The 20,418-nt window shown below is 76.0% G+C and carries 11 protein-coding genes; 5 read left to right on the top strand and 6 right to left on the bottom strand.

Annotated elements, in window-relative coordinates; genetic code table 11:
* Positions 1 to 229: 229 nt before the first annotated feature.
* A complete protein-coding gene (locus tag ABD973_RS15160) occupies positions 230 to 1,291 on the top strand; it encodes a M23 family metallopeptidase (RefSeq protein ID WP_125821827.1) in 1,062 nt (353 codons plus the stop codon).
* A gap of 19 nt (positions 1,292 to 1,310) precedes the next feature.
* Here ABD973_RS15160 and ABD973_RS15155 read toward each other — a convergent pair whose 3' ends face one another.
* The 4 genes from ABD973_RS15155 to ABD973_RS15140 form a co-directional block, all read right to left on the bottom strand.
* Complete coding sequence (locus ABD973_RS15155; RefSeq protein WP_125821828.1) at positions 1,311 to 2,591, bottom strand: PrsW family intramembrane metalloprotease; 1,281 nt, start codon at positions 2,589 to 2,591, stop codon at positions 1,311 to 1,313.
* A gap of 44 nt (positions 2,592 to 2,635) precedes the next feature.
* Positions 2,636 to 3,478, bottom strand: a complete 843-nt coding sequence (gene trmB / locus ABD973_RS15150; RefSeq protein ID WP_386381851.1) for a tRNA (guanosine(46)-N7)-methyltransferase TrmB — start codon at positions 3,476 to 3,478, stop codon at positions 2,636 to 2,638.
* Positions 3,479 to 4,033: 555 nt separating this feature from the next.
* On the bottom strand, positions 4,034 to 5,254 hold the full coding sequence (lhgO, locus tag ABD973_RS15145) for an L-2-hydroxyglutarate oxidase (protein ID WP_125821831.1): 1,221 nt from the start codon (positions 5,252 to 5,254) through the stop codon (positions 4,034 to 4,036).
* Between the two features lie 19 nt (positions 5,255 to 5,273).
* On the bottom strand, positions 5,274 to 6,935 hold the full coding sequence (locus tag ABD973_RS15140; protein WP_345500323.1) for an NsdA family TPR-like regulatory protein: 1,662 nt from the start codon (positions 6,933 to 6,935) through the stop codon (positions 5,274 to 5,276).
* Positions 6,936 to 7,610: 675 nt separating this feature from the next.
* Here ABD973_RS15140 and ABD973_RS15135 point away from each other — a divergent pair.
* A complete protein-coding gene (locus ABD973_RS15135; RefSeq protein ID WP_386381848.1) occupies positions 7,611 to 9,944 on the top strand; it encodes an asparagine synthase-related protein in 2,334 nt (777 codons plus the stop codon).
* A gap of 535 nt (positions 9,945 to 10,479) precedes the next feature.
* A complete protein-coding gene (locus tag ABD973_RS15130) occupies positions 10,480 to 13,686 on the top strand; it encodes an AfsR/SARP family transcriptional regulator (protein ID WP_125821833.1) in 3,207 nt (1,068 codons plus the stop codon).
* Here ABD973_RS15130 and ABD973_RS15125 read toward each other — a convergent pair.
* Together ABD973_RS15125 and ABD973_RS15120 are read right to left on the bottom strand one after the other, a co-directional pair.
* On the bottom strand, positions 13,673 to 15,613 hold the full coding sequence (locus ABD973_RS15125; RefSeq protein ID WP_345500321.1) for a sigma-70 family RNA polymerase sigma factor: 1,941 nt from the start codon (positions 15,611 to 15,613) through the stop codon (positions 13,673 to 13,675). The two genes, ABD973_RS15130 and ABD973_RS15125, sit on opposite strands and share 14 nt — an antisense overlap.
* A 262-nt stretch (positions 15,614 to 15,875) precedes the next feature.
* A complete protein-coding gene (locus ABD973_RS15120; RefSeq protein ID WP_125604934.1) occupies positions 15,876 to 16,643 on the bottom strand; it encodes a TetR/AcrR family transcriptional regulator in 768 nt (255 codons plus the stop codon).
* Positions 16,644 to 16,985: 342 nt separating this feature from the next.
* On the opposite strand from ABD973_RS15120, the gene ABD973_RS15115 reads away from it, so the two are divergent.
* A complete protein-coding gene (locus tag ABD973_RS15115; protein ID WP_125821835.1) occupies positions 16,986 to 18,404 on the top strand; it encodes an NAD(P)/FAD-dependent oxidoreductase in 1,419 nt (472 codons plus the stop codon).
* Positions 18,405 to 18,627: 223 nt separating this feature from the next.
* Positions 18,628 to 20,355 carry an ATP-binding SpoIIE family protein phosphatase gene (locus tag ABD973_RS15110; RefSeq protein WP_125824086.1) on the top strand — a complete coding sequence of 576 codons (1,728 nt, stop codon included), beginning with the start codon at positions 18,628 to 18,630 and terminating at the stop codon, positions 20,353 to 20,355.
* Positions 20,356 to 20,418: the final 63 nt, after the last annotated feature.

Genomic DNA, 20,418 nt, shown 5'->3' with positions numbered 1-20,418 from the left:
GGCTGAAGTGATGGGGGTGAGGCGAGGGAATCGCCCCGAGTTGTCGCCCTGTGGGGCGAATGTAGAGGCCAAAGCCGTTCGGGGCGTGGCCGATTGGTGTTAACGATCAGTCGCTTCGGCTTGGAATCATTCCCCCGCGTAGATTACCTTTCGATAACGCAGCGCGGTCGTCCCAGCCGTCGCAACGACGGCACCCGTGTGCGTTCTCGCCCATGAGGAGTGTGCCCCTGTGGCCTCCAACTCGCCTGCCCCTGACGGTATCGACGTCCAGGAGACGCCCACCGCAGGAGCCTGGGGCGAATGGAATCCCACGGAGGACTCCGCCCGCCCGCTCCGCGGCAAGCACCGCGTCCTCAAGCCGCGCGGCGGACTCGCCCGCAGCTCCACCGTGCTCGGCGTCGGCGTGATCGCCGCGGTCGGCGCCGGCGGCATCGCCACCGCGCAGGACCGGCCCCAGGTCTCCATATCCATGCCCGACCTGCTCGGCGGCGGGAGCGGCCACTCCGGCAGCGGCGGCGACGCCGTACGGAGCGCCGCCGCGGCCGACACCGGCACGGGCACCGGCGTCGCGGGCGGTACGGAGACCCCCGCGGCGGCGCAGCAGGGCGGCGACGCCGGCGAGGCGCTGCTCAGCCGGATCCTCCTCCAGGCCGAATCGCAGCAGGACGCCGACCAGGCCCAGGCCCGCGCGGACGCCGAGCGGACCGCGCGCGAGGCCGCCGCCCAGGAGGCCAAGGCCCAGAAGGAAGCCGCCGACAAGGAGGCCGAGACGGCCCGCGCCGCCGCCGAGCAGGCTGCCGCCGCGGAGAAGGAGGCCGCGGAGAAGGCCGCCGCCGAGCAGACCGCCACCAAGGCGGCCACCGGTTCGGGTCCGGGCTCCGGTTCGCAGTCGGCGGGCGGCTGGTCCCTGCCGACCTCCTCCTACACCCTCACCTCCCACTACGGGGTCGCCGGCTCCATGTGGTCCTCCGGCTACCACACCGGCCTCGACTTCGCCGCCCCGACCGGCACCCCCGTCAAGGCCGTGGGCAGCGGCACGGTCATCTCCGCCGGCTGGTCCGGGGCGTACGGCTACCGGATCGTGCTCAAGCTCGACGACGGTACCGAGATCTGGTACTGCCACCTCTCCTCGATGTCCGTGACCTCCGGCTCCGTCGGCGCCGGCGAGACCATCGGCCGGGTCGGCGCGACCGGCAACGTCACCGGCGCCCACCTCCACCTCGAGGTGCGCAAGGGCGGCTCCACGGTCGACCCCCTGGCCTGGCTGGGCTCGAAGGGCCTCGACGTCTGACGCACGCCCCTGCGGGCGCCTAGCCGGGCGCGGGCGACAGCTCCGGAGTCCTGGACACCGGTACGAAGACCCGCGCGGGCGCCGGGGCCGCGGTCTGCGGGGGCCGGTGCGGGGCGGGCAGCAGCTCCTCCAGTACGGCCGCCCGAGCCAGCGCGGGCGCGGCCGTCGCCCGGCGGTGCCAGAGCCGGTGCAGCAACTCGCGCTCCCGCTCGGCGAATTCCGGGTCCCGGCCGCCCGGACCCGAGCGGCGGGCGTGCCGGCGGAGCAGGGCCAGGGCGGCGGCGTCCGCCGCGTACCGGGACACCGCGCGGGCGGCGGGGCGGCCTCCGCTGCGGCGGGCGAGGGCCCGGGCCAGTGACCGGGCCGGCATCGAAGCCAGGGCCGGCACCTCCGCCGGACTGAGCCAGCCCGCGGCGGCGTACACCGACAGCTCGGCGGCGACGGCCCGCAGGCGCTGGCGCCGGACCCGCACGGCCAGCCACAGCAGCAGCCCGAACGCCGGGACCATCACGCAGCCGTAGACCAGGTAGAAACCGTACTCACCGAAGTGCGAGGAACCGTTCCACAACGCGTGGGCGCCCATGGCGAGGCCCAGGCCCAGCAGGGGCAGGCCGGTCCTGCGCGCACGGCGGGCGGTGAGCGCGGCAGCGCCGAAGCCGAGGCCGGTGAGCACCGTGAAGAGCGGGTGCGCGAACGGGGAGAGCACCACCCGCACGAAGAACGTCGCCGCCGTCACGGAGTCCAGCACCCGGGTGCCGTTGGCCAGGTCCTCCTCGAAGGCGTTGCCCAGGTAGAGGATGTTCTCGGTGAAGGCGAAGCCGGTGGCGGTGAACCCGGCGAGCACGATCCCGTCGGCGGCGCCGGCCAGCCGCCGTCTTCGGAAGACGAACACCAGGAGCAGCGCCGCGGCCTTCGCGGTCTCCTCCACGACCGGGGCGACCGCGACCGAGCCGAGCCGGTCGGCGGCGGACGGGTCGGTGGAGGCCGCGGCCATCCACTCCGTGGCGAAGCTGTTGGCCAGTATCGCGATCAGCGCCGCGGTGCAGGCCCCCCAGCCGAAGCAGAACAGCAGCTGCCGCCAGGGGCCCGGCGCGGCCCGGCCGAGCCACCGGAACGCCGCCATCAGCGGCGGCACCGGCAGCAGGGCCAGGCCCAGACCCACGAAGAACCCGGCCGTGCCGGTCTGCTCCCGCACGAGTTCCAGGATCACGGCCCCGGTGGCGGTGAGCAGCGCGCCGAGCACGCACGTGCGGGCCGTGCCCGACGGGCGTGCGAGCACACGGGAGAGCGCTCGGTACACATGATGACCCTAGCGAGCGGGTCGGACACTCGGAGTGACGTTTGTCAGTTCTTGGAGTCAGGTTCGACTGCCGGTTCGATCTCCTCGGCGCCGCGGCGGGCGAAGAGGAGGTCGTGGACGACGTGGCCCTTGTCCAGGCCCTGCCCCTCGAACCGGGTGAGCGGGCGGAACTCGGGCCGCGGCGCGTATCCGCCGTCGGCCTGGGTGTTCACGAACTCCGGGTGCGCGGTGAGGACTTCGAGCATCTGCTCGGCGTAGTCCTCCCAGTCCGTCGCGCAGTGCAGCAGGGCCCCGGGCGCCAGGCGGGTGGCGGCCAGGTCGAGGAACTCGGGCTGGATCAGCCGCCGCTTGTGGTGACGGGCCTTGGGCCACGGGTCCGGGAAGTACACGCGCATCCCGGCGAGGGAGGCCGGCGGGAGCATCTCGCGGAGCAGGATGATCGCGTCGCCGTTGGCCACGCGGACGTTGGTCATCCCGCCGCGCTCGGCGAGGGCGAGCAGGTTGCCCTGGCCGGGGGTGTGGACGTCGGCGGCGAGGATGCCGGTGGAGGGGTCGGCGGCGGCCATCTGGGCAGTGGCCTCGCCCATGCCGAAGCCGATCTCCAGGACGACGGGGAGCCCGCCGAAGAGCTTCTCCAGATCGATGACCTCGCGGCCGTCGATGTCGAGCCCCCAGGTACCCCACAGCCGCTTCAGCGCCTCGCCCTGGCCGGTGGTCACCCGGCTGCGGCGCGGCTGGAAGCTGCGGATCCGGCGCTCGTGGTGCGAACCGGCGGGGTCGGGCGCGGGACCGTCGGGGAACCGCGGCTCGGTGCGCCACTTGGGCGGCGTGTACGCCTCCGGCGGGGAGTCGGGGAGGCCGGGCTGGGGATTCAGGGGCTCAGACACAATGCCGAGATTCTACGTCGGCCCCCGACTCCGCCCCGGCGGGCGCGGCTGCCGCGCCCGGCGCCGTCCTCGGCGGGCGTGGCTGCGCGGCCCGGCGCCGTCCCCGGCGGCCGCTGCGCGGGGCTGGTCCCCTACCCGCCCTTCGCCCGTTCCCCGGGGCTGCGCCCCGGACCCCCTGGGGGCTCCGCCCCCAGACCCCCGCGCCTCAAACGCCGGCGGGGCTGGAGGGTGCCGGCGGCGCTGGATTTCGCGCAGCGAAGCCAGCCCGCGCGGCGTTTGAGCGCACCGGGCGCGGAGCGCACGGCATCGGGGTCCGGGGCGGAGCCCCGGTTGTTCAGCCCCGCCGGCGTTTGAGGCGCGGGGTCAGGGGCAGCGCCCCTGGGAACGGTGGAAGGGCGGGTAGGGGACCCCGCCCCGCGCAGCGGCACACCACCCGCAGACGACCCACACGCCCCGCCACCCGAACCGGCCCCGCCCCGCACCCGACGGACGGAGTCCGGCGCAGCGGCGCGAAGCCGGGGAGGCCACCTGCGGCCGAGCCGCGCGAGCGACGCGTCAAGAAGAGGAGAGGTGGGCGAGGGCGCGCCCGGCGATCTCGCGGCCGATCGGCAGGGACGCGGTCGCCGCCGGCGACGGGGCGTTCAGGACGTGCACCGTGCGCGGCGCCTCGCGGATGAGGAAGTCGTCGACGAGGGTGCCGTCCCGCAGCACCGCCTGCGCCCGCACCCCGGCCGCCGCCGGGGTGAGGTCCGCCTCCGTGACGGCCGGCAGCAGGCGGCGCACGGCCTCGGTGAAGGCCCGCTTCGACAGCGAGCGGTGGATCTCCCCCGCCCCGTACCGCCAGTGCCGCCCGGCCATCCGCCAGGATCCCGGCCACGCCAGTTCCGTGGCGATGTCCCGCGGGCGGACCGTGCCCCAGCCGTAGCCCTCGCGGGCCAGGGCCGGGACGGCGTTCGGGCCGACGTGGACCCCGCCGCCGATGCCGCGGGTCAGGTGCACGCCGAGGAAGGGGAACGCCGGGTCGGGCACCGGGTAGACCAGGCCCCGGACCAGGTCCGGGCGGGCCAGGTCGTGGTACTCGCCCCGGAAGGGGATGATCCGCATGCCCGGGTCGTCCCCGGCCAGGCGGGCCACCCGGTCGCACTGGAGCCCCGCGCAGTTCACCAGGACGCGGGCGCGGAACACCCGGCCCGAGGTGGTGCGGACCGCCACCGCCGAAGGCCGGCGCGAGATCAGGTCCGCCTCCGCGCCGTAGACGACCTCCGCCCCGGATTCCTCGGCGAGCCGCGCCGCGACCTGCCCGTAGTCCACGATCCCGGTGGTGCCGACGTGGATCGCGGCGAGGCCCCGGACGTGCGGCTCGTACTCCGTGATCTGGGCCGGCCCCAGCTCGCGCACCGGGATGCCGTTCTCCCGGCCGCGCTGGACGAGGGAGTGCAGCCGCGGCAGCTCCGACCGCTCGGTGGCGACGATCAGCTTGCCCGTCACCTCGTGCGGGATGCCGTGCTCCGCGCAGAACTTGACCATCTCGGCGGCACCGGCCACCGCGAAGCGCGCCTTGAGCGAGCCCGGGCGGTAGTAGATGCCGCTGTGGATCACCCCGCTGTTGCGGCCCGTCTGGTGCCGGGCCGGGGCGGACTCCTTCTCCAGTACGGTCACCCGGGTTCCCGGGGCCAGCCGTGACAGGGCATGGGCTGTCGACAAGCCGACGATCCCGCCACCGATCACCAGCACGTCGCAATCCACGCTGACACCTCCCACCCCTGCATACTGCACCCCACCACCGACAACCGGGCTACGCGGGGGCCACCAGAAGCGGCCGGGCGCGCTCGCGCAGCTCCGCGACCCTCGGTTCGTCCCCGTACGGTTCGAGCCTGTGCAGCAGGTCACGCACGTACTCGGTCGTCCGCGCCGAGGAGATCCGGCCCGCGACCTCGACGGCACGGGTGCCCGCCGCGCACGCCGCGTCCAGGTTCCCCGACTCCAGCTCGGCGACCGCGCTCACCACCAGCCGCAGCCCGTGCGAGCGTACGTACTCCTCCGTGGGGCGCGACAGCGCCTGCTCCGTGAAGCGGCGCACCTGACGGGGGAGTTTGAGGTCCCGGTAGCACTCCGCCGCATCCGCCGCGAAACGGTCGTACGAGTAGAAACCCAGCCATGTCGGGTCGGAATCGCCCTCCCGTGAACGCTCCAGCCAGCCCTCCGAGGCCCGCAGCGCCGCCCCGGCGGCCGCCGAGTCGCCCGCCTTCGCGTGGGCCCGCGCCTCGACCAGCCGGAAGAAGCTCATCGTGCGGGCGGTGGCGAGGCCGCGGTTGCGCTCGACGGCGGCCTGCGCGAGGTCCACGCCCTCGTCGGGGAAGTCCCGGTAGGTCGCCTGGAGGGACATCGAGGCCAGCACGTACCCGCCCAGTGGGACGTCGGCGGCCGCCCGGGCCAGGCGCAGCGCCTGGATGTAGTAGCGCTGCGCGGCCTCCTGCTGGCCGGTGTCGAAGGCCATCCAGCCGGCCAGCCTGGTCAGTTCGGCGGTCGCCCCGAAGAGGGCGCGCCCCACCTCGTCGGTGTAGGAGCCGAGCAGCAGCGGTGCCGCGTCGACCCGCAGGCACTCCGGGACCATCGACGAACGCCAGTCCCCGCCGCCGTACTTGGAGTCCCAGCGGCGCGCGTCCTCGGCGGCCTCCCGCAGCTTCGCCACGTCGCTGTGACCCACGCGCTGCGGGGAGGCGTCCGGGACGGGCCGCACGGCGGCGGCGGTGGCCGCCGCCGCGACGGCCGGTGGCGCGGTTTCGGGCCCGGAGCGCGCGGGCACAACGCCCTGCGCGGGGGTTTCCGGCGTCCGCCGCAGCGGGGCGGCCGTGACGGGGGCCGGGGCGGCTGCGGGGGCCGGTGCGGGCGCCGACGGGGGTACAGGGCCCTGGGCGGCCGAGGCCGCGGCTGTGGGTGCCGCGTCCGGGGTGGCGGGGCGCGGGTCGCCGGCGGGGCCCGGTTCGCGGGCCACCGAGCTGTCGGCCGGAGATATCAGCCACCGCGAGGCGGGCGTCGCGTACGCCGACACCGAGAACGAGCCCGCGAGCGACTGCCAGATCCCGCCACCGCCGCGCCGACCGGCGAGGTCCAGCCGGTACAGGTCGGTCGCCGAGCGCACCGCCGCCCCGATGTCGCGCGGGAAGGCCAGCCCGACCTCCGGCGCCGGATCGGCGTCCGCCAGCCCGATCTCGTGCAACGGAACCGGCCGGCCCAGCTTCGCGCCGATGGCTGCGGCGATCAGGTGCGGGGCCGCGCCCTGCGGCACCATCCCCTTGGACACCCACCGCGCCACCGACGTCTTGTCGTACCGGAGCGTCAGACCGCGCTGCGCGCCCAGGTCGTTGACCCGCCGAGCCAGCCCGGCGTTGCTGATGCCCGCCAGGGCGAGGACGGCGCCGAGCTTCTCGTTGGGCTCGCGGAGCTCCCTGGACATGCGCCACCCCTCGTCACACGCGGAACGCAGACGCCGCCGGGGCATAGGCGCCCGGCATTTCGTAAACCCAGCGTAGTTCCCCGCCTCCCAAGCGTTAAGGCCCCGACTTCCGTATGGCGGGATTGTTGTCCGTATGCACAGCCGGCCCCGGGGGTCGTGCCCCGGGCGCACGTGTCCGCTCGTGCTCCGGCCGTGTGGCCGTGCGCCCGGCCGTGCGCTCTGGCCGCTGCCGGGACCCGGCGATTCGATGTGCGGTGCGTGGGTCGGCCCGCCGCGTGGATCCGGTGGGCCGGGGGATGCCGCTGCCTCAATCCCCGCGGGTGGCGGAACGGTCCGGGAGGTGGCAGACGCCTCCCGGACCGCGCCCCGCGGCCTCCCGGGCTCCCCGCGCGAGGGCCCGTACCAGCCCTCAGTGCGGCCGAAGAATGGCCGAAACCGACCTATGGGGCGGTGGGAACGGAACGCCAAATACCGTGTGGCCGGGGCGTGTTCGTTTACATGTGCGCCCCCCGAAGCCACTCTCGCACGCCCTTCTCGTGGCAGCATGGACCCCGAGCCACCCGGGGTCCCGCCGGCCGCGCCCTCCGAGCGCCGACGCACGCCGACGCACGCCGTCCGTGTCGTCCCGGCCGTCCGTTGCCCCGGTCATTTGCCCACGGGCTGGGGGAGGCGGCGGTGCGCTGGTTGGTCGGCTGGAGCAGTATCGCCGCGAGCTTCGGCACGGCCGGGCGGGTCCCGTCCGGCCCCGGCGGCTCATCGGACCCCCACGGCTCCGGCAACGGCCACGGACCCCACGGCCGCGGCGCCGACGGGTACGGATCCGCGTACGGCACCGGCGGACACGGCGCCCCGTACGGCACCGGCTCCAGCGGCCACGGATCCCCCTACGGCGGCCCCTCCCGACCCCACCCCCAGCCGCCGCAGCACGGCGGCATCGCCGACGCCGCCTACGCCGACGACCCCGCCGCCCAGGACGCCGAACGCACCGTCCACCCCGTCGGCGCCCAGCTCCTGTGGGGCGACCCCGACCCCCTCTGGGCCGTCGGCGACTGGCGCCCGGACGAGATCCGCACCGTCACCGCCGACCCCGCGGACCCCTTCACCCGCCTCGCCGTCCTCGGCTGCTGCGGCGCCACCGACGCCGAACTCCGCCGCGCCCTCTACGCCGCCCGCGGCGGCGCCCTGCGCCACCTCACCGAATGGCCCGGCAGCTACACCGCCGTCGTCCAGGCCGGACGCCGCATCACCGTCCTCGGCGACCTCGCGGGCGCCCGCCCCGTCTTCTACACCCCCTGGGCCGGCGGCACCGCCTACGCCACCGCCGCGCTCCCCCTCGCCGACCTCATCGAGGCGCAGCTCGACGTCGGCCACCTCGCCGCCCTCCTCGCCTGCCCCGACAGCCCCGAGGCACTGGGCGACGGCACACCCTACGAAGGCGTCCGGCGCATCCCGCCCGGCCACGCCCTGATCCTGCGCGAGGGCTCCCGGGAGATCACCGGCTACGAACAAGTGGCCTCCCTCGCCGTCGCCGCCCCCGAAGCCGACCCCGAACGCGCCGTGGAGGGCGTACGGGAAGCGTTGACCGCCGCGGTGCGCGCCCGGCTCACGGCACCGAGGCATGCCCCCGAGACCCTGCTCCCCGACCCCGGACCCGTGCCCGGAATGGGCCCCGCCGACCGGCGCGCGGCCCGCGGCGCCCCCGCGCCCGGCGTCGGCGCCGACCTCTCCGGCGGCACCGCCTCCGCGACGCTCGCCCTCCTCGCCGCCGGCCTGCCCGGCGCCCCCGGCACCCTCCCGGGCTCCGGCTCACGGCTCCTCGCCGTCACCTTCAACGACCTCGCCACCCCGCGGGGCCGCGAGGGCGAACTCGAACGCGCCCACGCCCTCGCCGCCGACCCCCGGCTCCACCACGTCGTCGTGGCCGCCGCCGAGGAAGCGCTCCCCTACGCGGAACTCGACGGCCCCCTCACCGACGAACCCGGCCCCTCCCTCGTCTCCGCCGCCCGCGAGCGCCGCCGCCTCGCCGCCGGCTCCGCCGACCACTTCACCGGACACGGAGCCCGCCGCGTCCTCGACGCGCACCCCGCCCGCATGGCCGACCTCCTGCTCGACCGCCGCCGCCGCCACCTGCTGCGCCCCGTCGCCGCCCTCGCCCGCTCCGCTCCCGCCGACCCGCTGCTCGTCCCCTTCTCCGTCTACACGGCCGCCCGCCGCCTCGCCCGTACGCCGTACCGCGCGGGCATGGAGGCCGCCGCGGCCCGGCTCCGGGAGGGCGGTGCGGCCGTCGCCGCCGCCTCGGGGCCGGTCGACGCCTCGCTCGCCGCCCTCACCTGGTCCCGCCCCGGCCCCGCCGCGGGCTGGCTCACCGGCGAAGCCCTCGCGGAAGTATCGATCCGGCTGCGCGCCGCCGCCGGCCGGCCCCCGCTCTCGCTGCGGCCCGGCGAGGCCCGCGCCCGCGCCCTGCTGGCCCGGCACGCCGCCGACCACCGCGTCTTCGAGCAGGCCGTGGAGGTCCGCAGCCAGCGCCTGCACGCGCCGTTCCTCGACAACCAGGTCGTACGGGCCGCGCGCGCCCTGCCCGAGTCCCTGCGCGTCCAGCCCGGGGCCCGCGCCGAGATCCTGCGCAGCGTCCTGTCCTCCGCCGGGGTGCGCGAACTCCCGCCCGGCTGGGGCGCCACGGCCCACACCCCGAACGAGAACGCCACCCGCCTGGGGCTGCGGGCCGCCCTCACCTCCCTGCTGGCCCTCTTCGCGGCGCCGCTCCTCGCGGACGCGGGCCTCGTCGACGCCCGGGTGGTGCAGCAGGCCCTCATCGACGCGGCGGAGGGGCGGCCGGTGCCGCTCGACGGGCTCGCGGAACTCGTCTCGATGGAACTGTGGCTCCGCCGCCTCCTGGCCCGCCGCGGCACCTGCTGGACCGGCACCTCCACCCCCCGCCGCCGCGCGGTCCCACCCCTGGACACCCCCCTCCCCCGCCTACCCCCCAGAGCCCTCCCAGCAGGCCGCTGAAGCCCCGCCGGCCCCTCCGCCCCCTCCAGCCCCGCCGGCGTTTGAGGCGCGGGGGTCCGGGGCGGAGCCCCCAGAAGCGGGTCCGGGCGCAGCCCGGGGAACGGTGGAAGGGCGGGTAGGGGACCAGCCCCGCGCAGCGCCCCACCCCACCGGCCCCGCCCACGGCCCGGCCCACGGCCCCGGCCCCGCCCACGGCCCGGCACGCCGGCCAAGCCCCGGCCGCCCGCCCCGGGCCTCGACCTCGGCCCCCAGCCAGCGGCCCCCGCCCCCTGCCCCGGCCACGGGCCCGGCCCGGCACGCCGGCCAAGCCCCGGCCGCCCGCCTCGGGCCTCGACCTCGGCCCCCGGCCCCGGGACCCCGGCCAAGTCCCCCGGACAACCGCCCCCGGCCCGCCCGCCCCGGGCCTCGACCCCGGCCCCCGACCCCGGACCCCCGGCCAAGTCCCCAGGACACCCCCCGGCCAGCGGCCCCCGCCCCCGGCCGCCCCGCCGAAAACCCCCACCCACCCCCGGCAGGGGCAAGGCAGAATTGCCCGGTGCGCTACCAAATCCTCGGCCCCACCCGGGCCCACGACGACACCGGCGCCCCCCTCACCCCCGGCGGCCCCCGCGTCCGCGCGCTCCTCACCGCCCTCGCCCTCCGCGCCGGCGCCCCGGCCGCCGCGTCCGTCACCGACCTGGTCGACGAGGTCTGGGGCGACGACCCGCCCCAGGACGCCCCCGCCGCGCTCCAGGCCCTCGTGTCCCGCCTGCGCCGCACCCTCGGCCCCGGGCGGCTCACCACCGACCCCGCCGGCGGCTACCGCCTCACCGCCGCCCCCGACGACGTCGACCTCCACCGCTTCACCCGCCTCGCGACCCTCGGCGCCGAGCAGCTGGCCACCGACCCCGCCACCGCCGCCACCACCCTCCGCGAGGCCCTCGCGCTGTGGCGCGGGCCCGCCCTCGCCGACCTCCCCGAGCCCGCCCGCACCGCGTACGCCGCCGCCTCCGAGGCCCGCCGCTCCAGCGCCCGGCGGGACCGCGTCGAGGCAGACCTGCGCAGCGGCGCCACCGCCCCCGCCGCACTCCTGCCGGAGATCGAGGCGCTGATCCGCGAGCATCCGTACGACGAACCACTGCGCGCCCAGCAGCTGCGCGCCCTGCGCGCCGCGGGCCGCTCCGCCGACGCCCTCGCCGCCTACGAGCGCACCCGCCGCGACCTCGCCGAAGACCTCGGCGCCGACCCCGGACCCGAGTTGCGCGCCCTGCACGCGGAGCTGCTCCGAACCCAGCCCCCGCACCAGCCCCCGCAGCCCCGCGGGAACATCCGCCCCCGCCTGACCTCCTTCGTCGGCCGCGAGCCCGAACTCGCCGCTCTCGCCGCCGACCTGGACCGGGTACGCCTCGTCACCCTCACCGGCCCCGGCGGCTCCGGCAAGACCCGCCTCGCCGAGCACGCGGCCGCCGCCCGCCCCGACTCCGGCTGGATCGTCGAACTCGCCCGCCTCGACCACCCCGCCGCCGTGCCCGGCGCCGTCCTCAGCGCCCTCGGCCTGCGCGAGAACAGCCTCGTCGCCCGCGAGAAGACCCCCGCCGACGACGACCCCACCGCCGCCCTCCTCGAACACTGCGCCCACCGCCGCCTGCTCCTCGTCCTCGACAACTGCGAGCACGTCATCGCCGCCGCCGCCGAACTCGCCGAACGCCTCCTCACCCACTGCCCCGGCGTCCGGATCCTGGCCACCAGCCGCGAACCCCTCGGCGTGCCCGGCGAGTTCCTGCGCCCCCTCGAACCGCTGCCGCCCGGCCCCGCGCACCGCCTCTTCGCCGACCGTGCCGCCGCCGCCCGCCCCGGCTTCGACCCCGGCGACGACCCGGCCGCCGTCGCCGAGATCTGCGCCCGCCTCGACGGCCTGCCGCTCGCCATCGAGCTGGCCGCCGCCCGGCTGCGGCTGCTCACCCCCCGCCAGATCGCCGACCGGCTCGACGACCGGTTCCGGCTGCTGACCGGCGGCGCCCGCACGCTGCTGCCCCGCCAGCAGACGCTGCGCGCCGTCGTCGACTGGTCCTGGGACCTCCTCGACACCGCCGAGCGCACCGTCCTCGCCCGCCTGTCCGTCTTCGCCGGCGGCTGCGACCTGGACGCCGCCGAGGCCGTCTGCGCGGACGACGCGACCCGTGCCGACATCGCCGGCACCATGGCGGCCCTCGTCGACAAGTCCCTCGTCGGCGCCGAACCCGACCCCGACGGCATGCGCTACCGCCTCCTGGAGACCATCCACGAGTACGCCGCCGAACGCCTCGCCGAGGACCCCGCCGACGCCCGCGCCACCGCCCTCCGGCACGCCCGGCACTACCTCGCCCTCACCGAACGCGCCGAGCCGCTGCTGCGCTCCGCCGGCCAGCTCCCCTGGATCCGCCGCTTCGAGACCGAGCTCGACAACCTGCGCTCCGCCCTCCACACCGTCATCGAGGGGGAGCAGGACGCCGTCGGCACCACGATCGCCCAGCGCATGCTGGCCGCCCTCGGCTGGTTCTGGTGGCTGCGCGACTACCGCGGCGAGGGCGCCGACTGGACCGCCCGGATCCTCGCCCGGATGCCCGTCGAACCGGCCGAGGGCACTCCGGAGTACTGGCCCTCCATGCGGCTGCGCATGCTGCACGTGTTCCTGCTGGCCGAGAGCACCGGCGCCGACCGCTTCCGCACGCCGGAACACCGTGAGTCGGCCGCCCGCCTCAAGGAGGTCTTCCGCCACGGCTCCCCGGAGACCACCCGCTTCCCCGGCATGCTCTGGCCCGCGATCTGCTTCCTGACCGGCGACATGGAGCACTTCCACGAGAACGTCGACGAGTCGATCGCCAACTGCCGCCGCCACGCCGGGGACTGGGAGACCGCCATCCCCCTGCTGATGCGCACCCACTTCGCCATCGACATGACCGGCGGCCTCTCCACCGTGGACGCGGACCTCGCCGAACTCGACGCCATCGCCCACCGCGTCGGCGACCGCTGGATCCGCGCCCAGGTGGCCAGCGCCGCCGGGGAGGCCGCCCTCTCGCGCGGCCAGTACGGCGCCGCCCGCGCCGCCTACGAGGAGTGCCTGCGCCTGGCCCGGGAGGTCGGCGCCCGCATCGAGGCGCCCTTCGCCATCGCCCGCATCGCCGAGACCGAGTACTGCGCCGGGAACTACGAGAGCGCCGAGAAGCTCCTCTCGGAGGCCGACCGCGAGGCCGACGAGCAGGGCGGGGTGTACGACGTGAACACCTTCAGCCGGTTCCTGTCCGCCACGCTCGCCCTCCGGCGCGGCGACCTCGCCCTCGCCCGCACCGAGTGCGCCGCCGCCCGGGCAGCGTCCGCACGGATCAACGTGCCCGCCCAGTTCACCGCCGGGATGGACCTCATCGAAACCGTCCTGGACGCCCGCGAGAACGGCCCGGAGGCGGGACTGGCCCGGATCGGCGGGACCCTCGCCGGGGCGGTGTCCGGGCACTGCGCGGAGCGCGTCCTGGCCGGCATCGCCGAGACGGCGTCACTGTTCCTCGCCGACACCGGCCGTCCCGAGGAGAGCGTACGGCTCCTCGCGGCGGCCTCCGCCTGGCGCGCGGGCCAGCCCCGCTCGGTGCCGGAGGAGGCCGCCCTGGAGGGGCTCTCGGAACGTACCCTCGCCGCCCTCGGGGCGGCCGGCCGGGCCCGGGCGGAGGCCGAGGGCCGGACCCTGACCCCGGCGGAGGTCCTCTCCCTGCTCGGCGTCAGCGGCAGCTGATCACCGCGTCGGCCCAGCCGGCCAGCGTCGGCAGCCGCCCCTGCCCGGCCTGCTCCACCACCAGCCGCAGCGTCGAACGCCCGGCCAGCGGCACCTGGACCGGCACCGGGGCGTCGTCGTACCCGAGGGCACCGGAACGCCACAGCCGCTGCCCGTCGCCGTAGACGGAGAACCGCACCGTCCCGTCGGTCGGCAGCGACAGCCCGTCCACCCCGGCCCGCGCCGAGAAGCTCGTGCACTGCCGGTTGAGGGTGATCTCCACAGTGGAGCGGGAGGGCACGGTGATCCCCTGCCCGAACCGCTGCCCGCCCACCACGAGCCCCCACCGCTGCCACACCCAGCTGCTGCGCCAGGTCGCCAGCTCGGGACCGGTGTGCCGGCCGACCGCGGAGTGCCCGAGCCCGGCGAGCGGGAACCCCTGCGGCGGCTGCGGCGGCGGTGTCGTCGGCCGGGCCCGCGTGGGCGAAGGCGTCGGCGTGGGGGAGGGCTTCGGACGCGGGCTCGGCGGCGCGGACGGCGGCGCGGCCGTCACGGCCGGAGCCGAGGACGCGGGAGCCGACGGCGCCGCGCTGCGCCGGGGCGGCACCGGCCCCCGGGCCGCCGGCGACGGCGCCCCCGGCGGCGCCGGCTCCGGCGCGGCGGACACGGCCGGCGCGGGCACCTCGGGTGCCACCACCCCGGGCGCGGGCCCGGCCTGCGGCTCGGGCTCGTCCCCGGTCAGCGCGAACACCACCCCGGCAGCGGCGGCGACCGCTATCCCGGCGGCGATGGCGGCCTTCGCGGGCAGCCCCAGCCCCTCGGAAACCACCGCACCCCCGGCCCCGCCGGCCCCCCCTGCCCCGGCCCCACCGGCAGCGCCCGCCCCGGCAGCGCCCGCCCCGGCCGACGACCCGCCCGCCGCGGCGGCGGCAGCACCCGCACCCCCGGCGGCGACGGCCCCGCCGGCCACCACCCCGGCCGCCTTCGCGGCGTACCCGGCGGCGAACCACCCGATGACCGCCACCGGCAGCAGCGCGGGAATGCCCGCGTTGACGTCCTTCAGCTCCCCGGCGGCCAGCCGGCACTTGGCGCACTCCTCCAGGTGCTTGCGCAGCCCCCGCTCCGCCCGCATCCGCAGCCCGCCCCGGGCGTACGCGCCCAGCCGGTCCGCGTACCGCGCGCAGTCGCCGCCCGCGCTGAGCGCGGAACTCACATGGGCCTGGAGGTAGGCCTGCTTGAGGCCCTCCCGGGCCCGGCTGGCCAGCACCGCCGTCGCGTTGGCGCTCAGCCCGAACAGCGGGGCGATCGCGCTCGGCGAGGCCTCCTCGACGGTGGTGTGCCACAGCACGGCCTGCCACCGCTCGGGCAGGCTCCGGAAGGCCTGCATCGCCAGCGACCGCTCGGCTTCGCGCATCGCCCGCACATCGGCGCCCAGTTCGAGGGTGTCGTCCCCGGACAGCCCCCCGGCGCTCTCCGCACCCGCGGCCGCCTGCTCCGCGAACACCGCGAAGTCCTCGACCAGATGCTCCCGCCGGGCGGTCTTCGCCCAGGCCGCGGCGACCCGCCGCACGGTGGTCAGGAGGTAGGCCCGCACCGACTGGTCCGGCCCGGCCCCGCCCCGTACCGCCTGCAGCGTCCGCGCGAACACCTCGGCGGTCAGGTCGTCGGCGGTGTGCCCGTCCCGGCAGCAGGTCCGCGCGTAGCGCCGTACCGCGTCGGCGTGCCGGCGGAACAGCTCCTCGTACGCCCCGTCGTCACCGCCCCGCATCCTGGCAATCAAGTCGCCGTCGGACGGGGGGAGTTCGCTACCGGGCGTGCCGGGTGAGGCATGCCTGCCGCCGCGTTCGCGCTGGGCCGGGACCTGCCGGGCGGGCAGGCTGTCCGCCCCGACCTCGGCGCCGGTGCCACCGACGCCACCGAGGGACTCGTCCCGCCCGTCAACGCTCATCGCGGAAGCCTCCGCACGACACACTCGAACCGGTACACCGATCCAGCCTGTCACACGGCGATGGCGCCCCGGGGCCCTCTCCGCGGCATCCACCCATCCGGGGACAATCCGGCGGATCGCCGGACCGTTCCTCACCCCTTCGGGCGACCTCCTGTTCGAGGACCGCCGTTGACGAACCGGCCCCCACCCCTGCGGGGGCCGACCCGACCACGGCTCGTCCCGGTGCCACGGCGCCACGCCCCGGCCGGGCCGGGGCGCCGGCTCACGCCGACCGGGAACGCAGTCCTTCGAGCAGGATGTCCAGCAGCCGGGCCGAAGCCGCGGCCTGCTGCGCCGGGTCCGGCAGCGCGGGCGCGGCGGTCGCTATCACGAGCAGCACATCGGCCACCGTGACGTCGGTCCGCAGCTCACCGGCCTCCCGCGCCCGGTCCACCAGCCGGCCGACGACCTCCAGCAGCGCGCCCGCTCCGGCGTCCTCCGAGGGCTCGTCCTCGAGCGCGGTCCGCGAGCCCACGACGCGCAGCTCCGCCGTGCCGCCCGCGGCGGCCTGGCGCTGCTGCGGCACCCGGGCCGCGGCCTCGTCCGCCTCGTCCTCGGCGGCCGCGCCGACCCGCAGCACCTGCGGCGGCAGCAGCCGGCCCGCACCGGAGGCCACGGAGGTGCGCAGGAAGCGCGACAGCGCCTGCCACGGCTCCTCCTCCTGGCCCAGGGCGGACTTGGCCTGCTCGGTCAGCCGGGCGGTCTCCTCCTCGGCTATCCGCCGGACCAGCACGTCCTTGCTCGGGAACCGCCGGTAGACGGTGCCGACGCCGACCCGCGCGCGCCGTGCCACGTCCTCCATCGGAGCGCCGTAGCCCAGCTCGCCGAAGACCTCCCGGGCCGCCCGCAGGACGTGCTCCAGGTTGCGCTGGGCGTCGACGCGCAGCGGCGTGGAGCGACCCACGCCGTGGGTGGTCGTGCCCGCCATCACGCGTCCGCCGGTCTCCGCGGACAGAGCGGTGACAGAGCCATGGAAATCGGAAATGTTCATATGTATCCCCCGGTAATCACTTGTCTCCCCCCGGAGACACTCCCCGCCTTCGTGTCGAGGGGGGCCACGGTCATGAGGGCCCTGGTCCTACATCCTCGACGAGATACGAACATAGTTGAGCCAGAGTCAATTCAGAAGAGGCAGCCGCCGACCGAGCACCGCCCGATCGGAGCATTCACCGCCACTTTTCCGCCGCAACTCCCCGGAATCACCCCCTCCGGAGTCCTGACCTGCGCACTTTTAACGTGATCCGGATCTCCTGACGACCCCGTCCCACCACCCCCACCGGTCACACAATTTGCCGGGCCTGTGGACAAACTCCCGGCCACGATGCGTCATGGGATGGTGAAGGCTGCTAACTCCCGGGGCGACGACCCCGGTACCCCGCCCCGCACGCGCATCCTCGTCGTCGGCGGCGGCTACGTCGGCATGTACACGGCCCTGGGTCTCCAGCGGAAGCTGAGATCCGGCGAGGCCGAGATCACCGTGGTGACGCCCGAGCCCTACATGACGTACCAGCCCTTCCTCCCGGAGGCCGCCGCCGGCGCGATCTCGCCCCGGCACGTCGTGATCCCCCTGCGCCGCGTCCTGGACCGCTGCCGCATCGTCATCGGCGAGGCCCGAAGCATCGACCACGCCAAGCGCACCGCGACCGTCACCACCCTCGCCACCGACGAGGAGGGCACCGGCGGCATCGAGATCGAATACGACGAACTCGTCCTCGCCCCCGGCTCCGTCTCCCGCACCCTCCCCGTCCCCGGACTCGCCGACTACGGCATCGGATTCAAGACGGTGGAAGAGGCCATCGGCCTGCGCAACCACGTCATCGAACAGATGGACATCGCCTCCTCCACCCGCGACCCCGCAATCCGCGACGCCGCCCTCACCTTCGTCTTCGTCGGCGGCGGTTTCGCCGGCGTGGAGGCACTCGCCGAACTGGAGGACATGGCCCGGTACGCGGCCCGCTACTACCACAACGTCAAGCCCGAGGACATGAAATGGGTCCTCGTCGAGGCCAGCGACCGGATCCTCCCCGAGGTCGGCCCCGAAATGGGCGTCTACACCGTCCGTGAACTGCGCAGCCGCAATATCGACGTCCGCCTCGAGACCCGCCTCGAATCCTGCGAGAACCGCGTCGCCGTCCTCAGCGACGGCTCCCGCTTCCCCACCCGCACCATCGTCTGGACCGCCGGCGTCAAACCCCACCCCGTCCTCGCCGCCAGCGACCTCCCCAAGAACGAACGCGGACGCCTCAGCTGCACCTCCTTCCTCACCGTCGAAGGAGTCGAACACGCCTGGGCCGCGGGCGACGCCGCCGCCGTCCCCGACATCACCGCCACCGAAGCCGGCAGCGTCTGCGCCCCCAACGCCCAGCACGCCGTCCGCCAGGCCAAGCAGCTCTCCGACAACCTCGTCGCCGCCCTCCGCGGCGAACTCCTCACCGAGTACGCCCACAAGTACGTCGGCTCCGTCGCCTCCCTCGGCCTCCACAAGGGCGTCGCGCTGCTCTACGGCCGCAAGCTCAAGGGCTACCCCGCCTGGTTCATGCACCGCGCCTACCACCTCAGCCGCGTCCCCACCTTCAACCGCAAAATGCGCGTCCTCGCCGAATGGACCCTCGCGGGCCTCTTCAAGCGCGAGATCGTCTCCCTCGGATCACTCGAACACCCCAGGGCAGAATTCGAACTCGCCGCCGGCGGCGGCCACCGCCCCCACCCGCCCAAGCCCGCCCCCGACCCCCCGCAGGACAAGCAGGGCTGACGTTGTCAGTGCCGTCGGCCACACTGGACGTGTGACCATAGGTGGGCTCGCGCCTGCACACAGTGACATCCGCGAGCGACACCACCGAGCGACAGCACCGAGCGACACCCCCCCCGCGACACCCGCCCAGCGACACCGTCCAGCGCCCGACCCCAGGGGCACCTCCCGGCACCACCGGGAGGACACACCGCGACCACTTGCGACACCACGAGGCTTGAACGCAGTGAACTTCACGCGCTGGAGCGCCCGCTTCCCCGGCACGCGCCGCGCCGCCGCCCGGAACGAGCACGCCGCGGCCCAGGCCAAACGCGGTGAGGGCTCCGTCCCGGCAGCCCGCGGCGCCGCCGCCCACCCCGCCGCGCCCCCCGAGGGCAGCCCCGCCGACGCCACCGTCCGCGGTACCGGCACGGCACCGCTCCCCGCCGCGCCCGCCCTCGACGAGCTCCCCGTACGGGAAGTCCTCGGCCTGCTCCCGGCCCTCGTCGCCCTCGTCCACGGCCCCGAGCACCGCGTCGCCTACGTCAACGACGCCTACACCGCCGGCTTCGGTCCCCGCACCACCGGCGCCCCCGCCCACGAAGCCCTCCCCGAACTCGGCGAGCTCGGCCTCCTCGAACTCCTCGACCAGGTCCAGCGCAGCGGCAAGCCCCGCACCGCCAAGAACCGCACCGCCCCCGGCGGCGGCAGCTCGTACACCGTCACCTGCACCCCCGTCGAGTTCCCGAAGGCCGCCACCGACGGCGAGAGCGACCCTGAGCACACCGGCATCCTCGTCCACCTCGCCGACGTCACCGACCACGCCGAAGCCGTCGACCGCCTCCGCGCCAGCGAACGCCGCCAGCGCGAAGCCGCCGTCACCCTCCAGCGCTCCCTCCTGCCCCAGGAACTCGAACAGCCCGACGACCTGCGCGTCGCGGCCACCTACCAGCCCGGCGGCACCGAAGCGGCCGTCGGCGGCGACTGGTACGACGTCATCACCCTCGGCGCCGGCCGCACCGCCCTCGTCATCGGCGACGTCATGGGCCGCGGAGTCCGCGCCGCCGCCGTCATGGGCCAGCTCCGCACCGCCGTCCGCGCCTACGCGCGCCTCGACCTCCCCCCGCACGAGGTCCTCCAGCTCCTCGACGGCCTCGCCGCCGAGATCGACGCCAGCCAGATCGCCACCTGCGTCTACGCCGTCCACGACCCCAACGAAGGCCTGCTGGCCTACGCCTCCGCCGGCCACCTCCCCATCCTCGTCCGCGACGAGGACGGCACCGTACGCCGCGCCGCCGACCCCACCGGGCCCCCGCTCGGCACCGGCGGCTGGCTCCACAGCTCCGGCACCATCGCCCTCGGCCCCGGCTCCACCGCCGTCCTCTACACCGACGGCCTGGTCGAACGCCGCGGCGAGGACATCGACGAAGGCGTCGCCGCCCTCGAACGCGCCCTCGCAGGCGCCCAGGGCACCCCCGCGATCATCTGCGACCGCCTGATGCGCGCCCTCGGCGTGGACGCCGACCACGACGACGACGTCGCCGTCATGGTCCTCCAGCAGCCCGCCCGCACCGGCGTGGACGCCGAGCTCTTCCACAACGCCGCCCTCGAACTCCTCGGCGGCGTCGAGGCCGCCCCCCGCGCCCGCGCCTTCGCCCAGGGCGTCCTCAGCTCCTGGCGCTTCCCCGTCGAACTGTGCGACCTCGGCGTCCTGGCCGCGAGCGAGCTCGTCGCGAACTCCCTCCAGCACGGCACCCCGCCCATGCGGCTGCGCCTGCGCCGCACCGACCGCCGCCTGATCGTCGAGGTCACCGACGGGGACGACCACCTCCCGCGCCGCCGCCGCGCCGAACCGGCCGACGAGACCGGCCGCGGCATCTCGATCATCGCCACCATCGCCTCCGCCTGGGGCTCCCGCCGCACCCCCGGCGGCGGCAAGGCCGTCTGGTGCGAGTTCGCCCTCCCGGACAAGTAGCGACACGAAAGGGGAGGGGTTCCCCGTCCCAAGGACGGGGAACCCCTCCCCTTCTTCGCCACT

It is taken from the genome of Streptomyces racemochromogenes (assembly GCF_039535215.1).
GTDB lineage: Bacteria > Actinomycetota > Actinomycetes > Streptomycetales > Streptomycetaceae > Streptomyces > Streptomyces racemochromogenes.
This window is presented reverse-complemented; position numbering and strand designations above follow the sequence as displayed.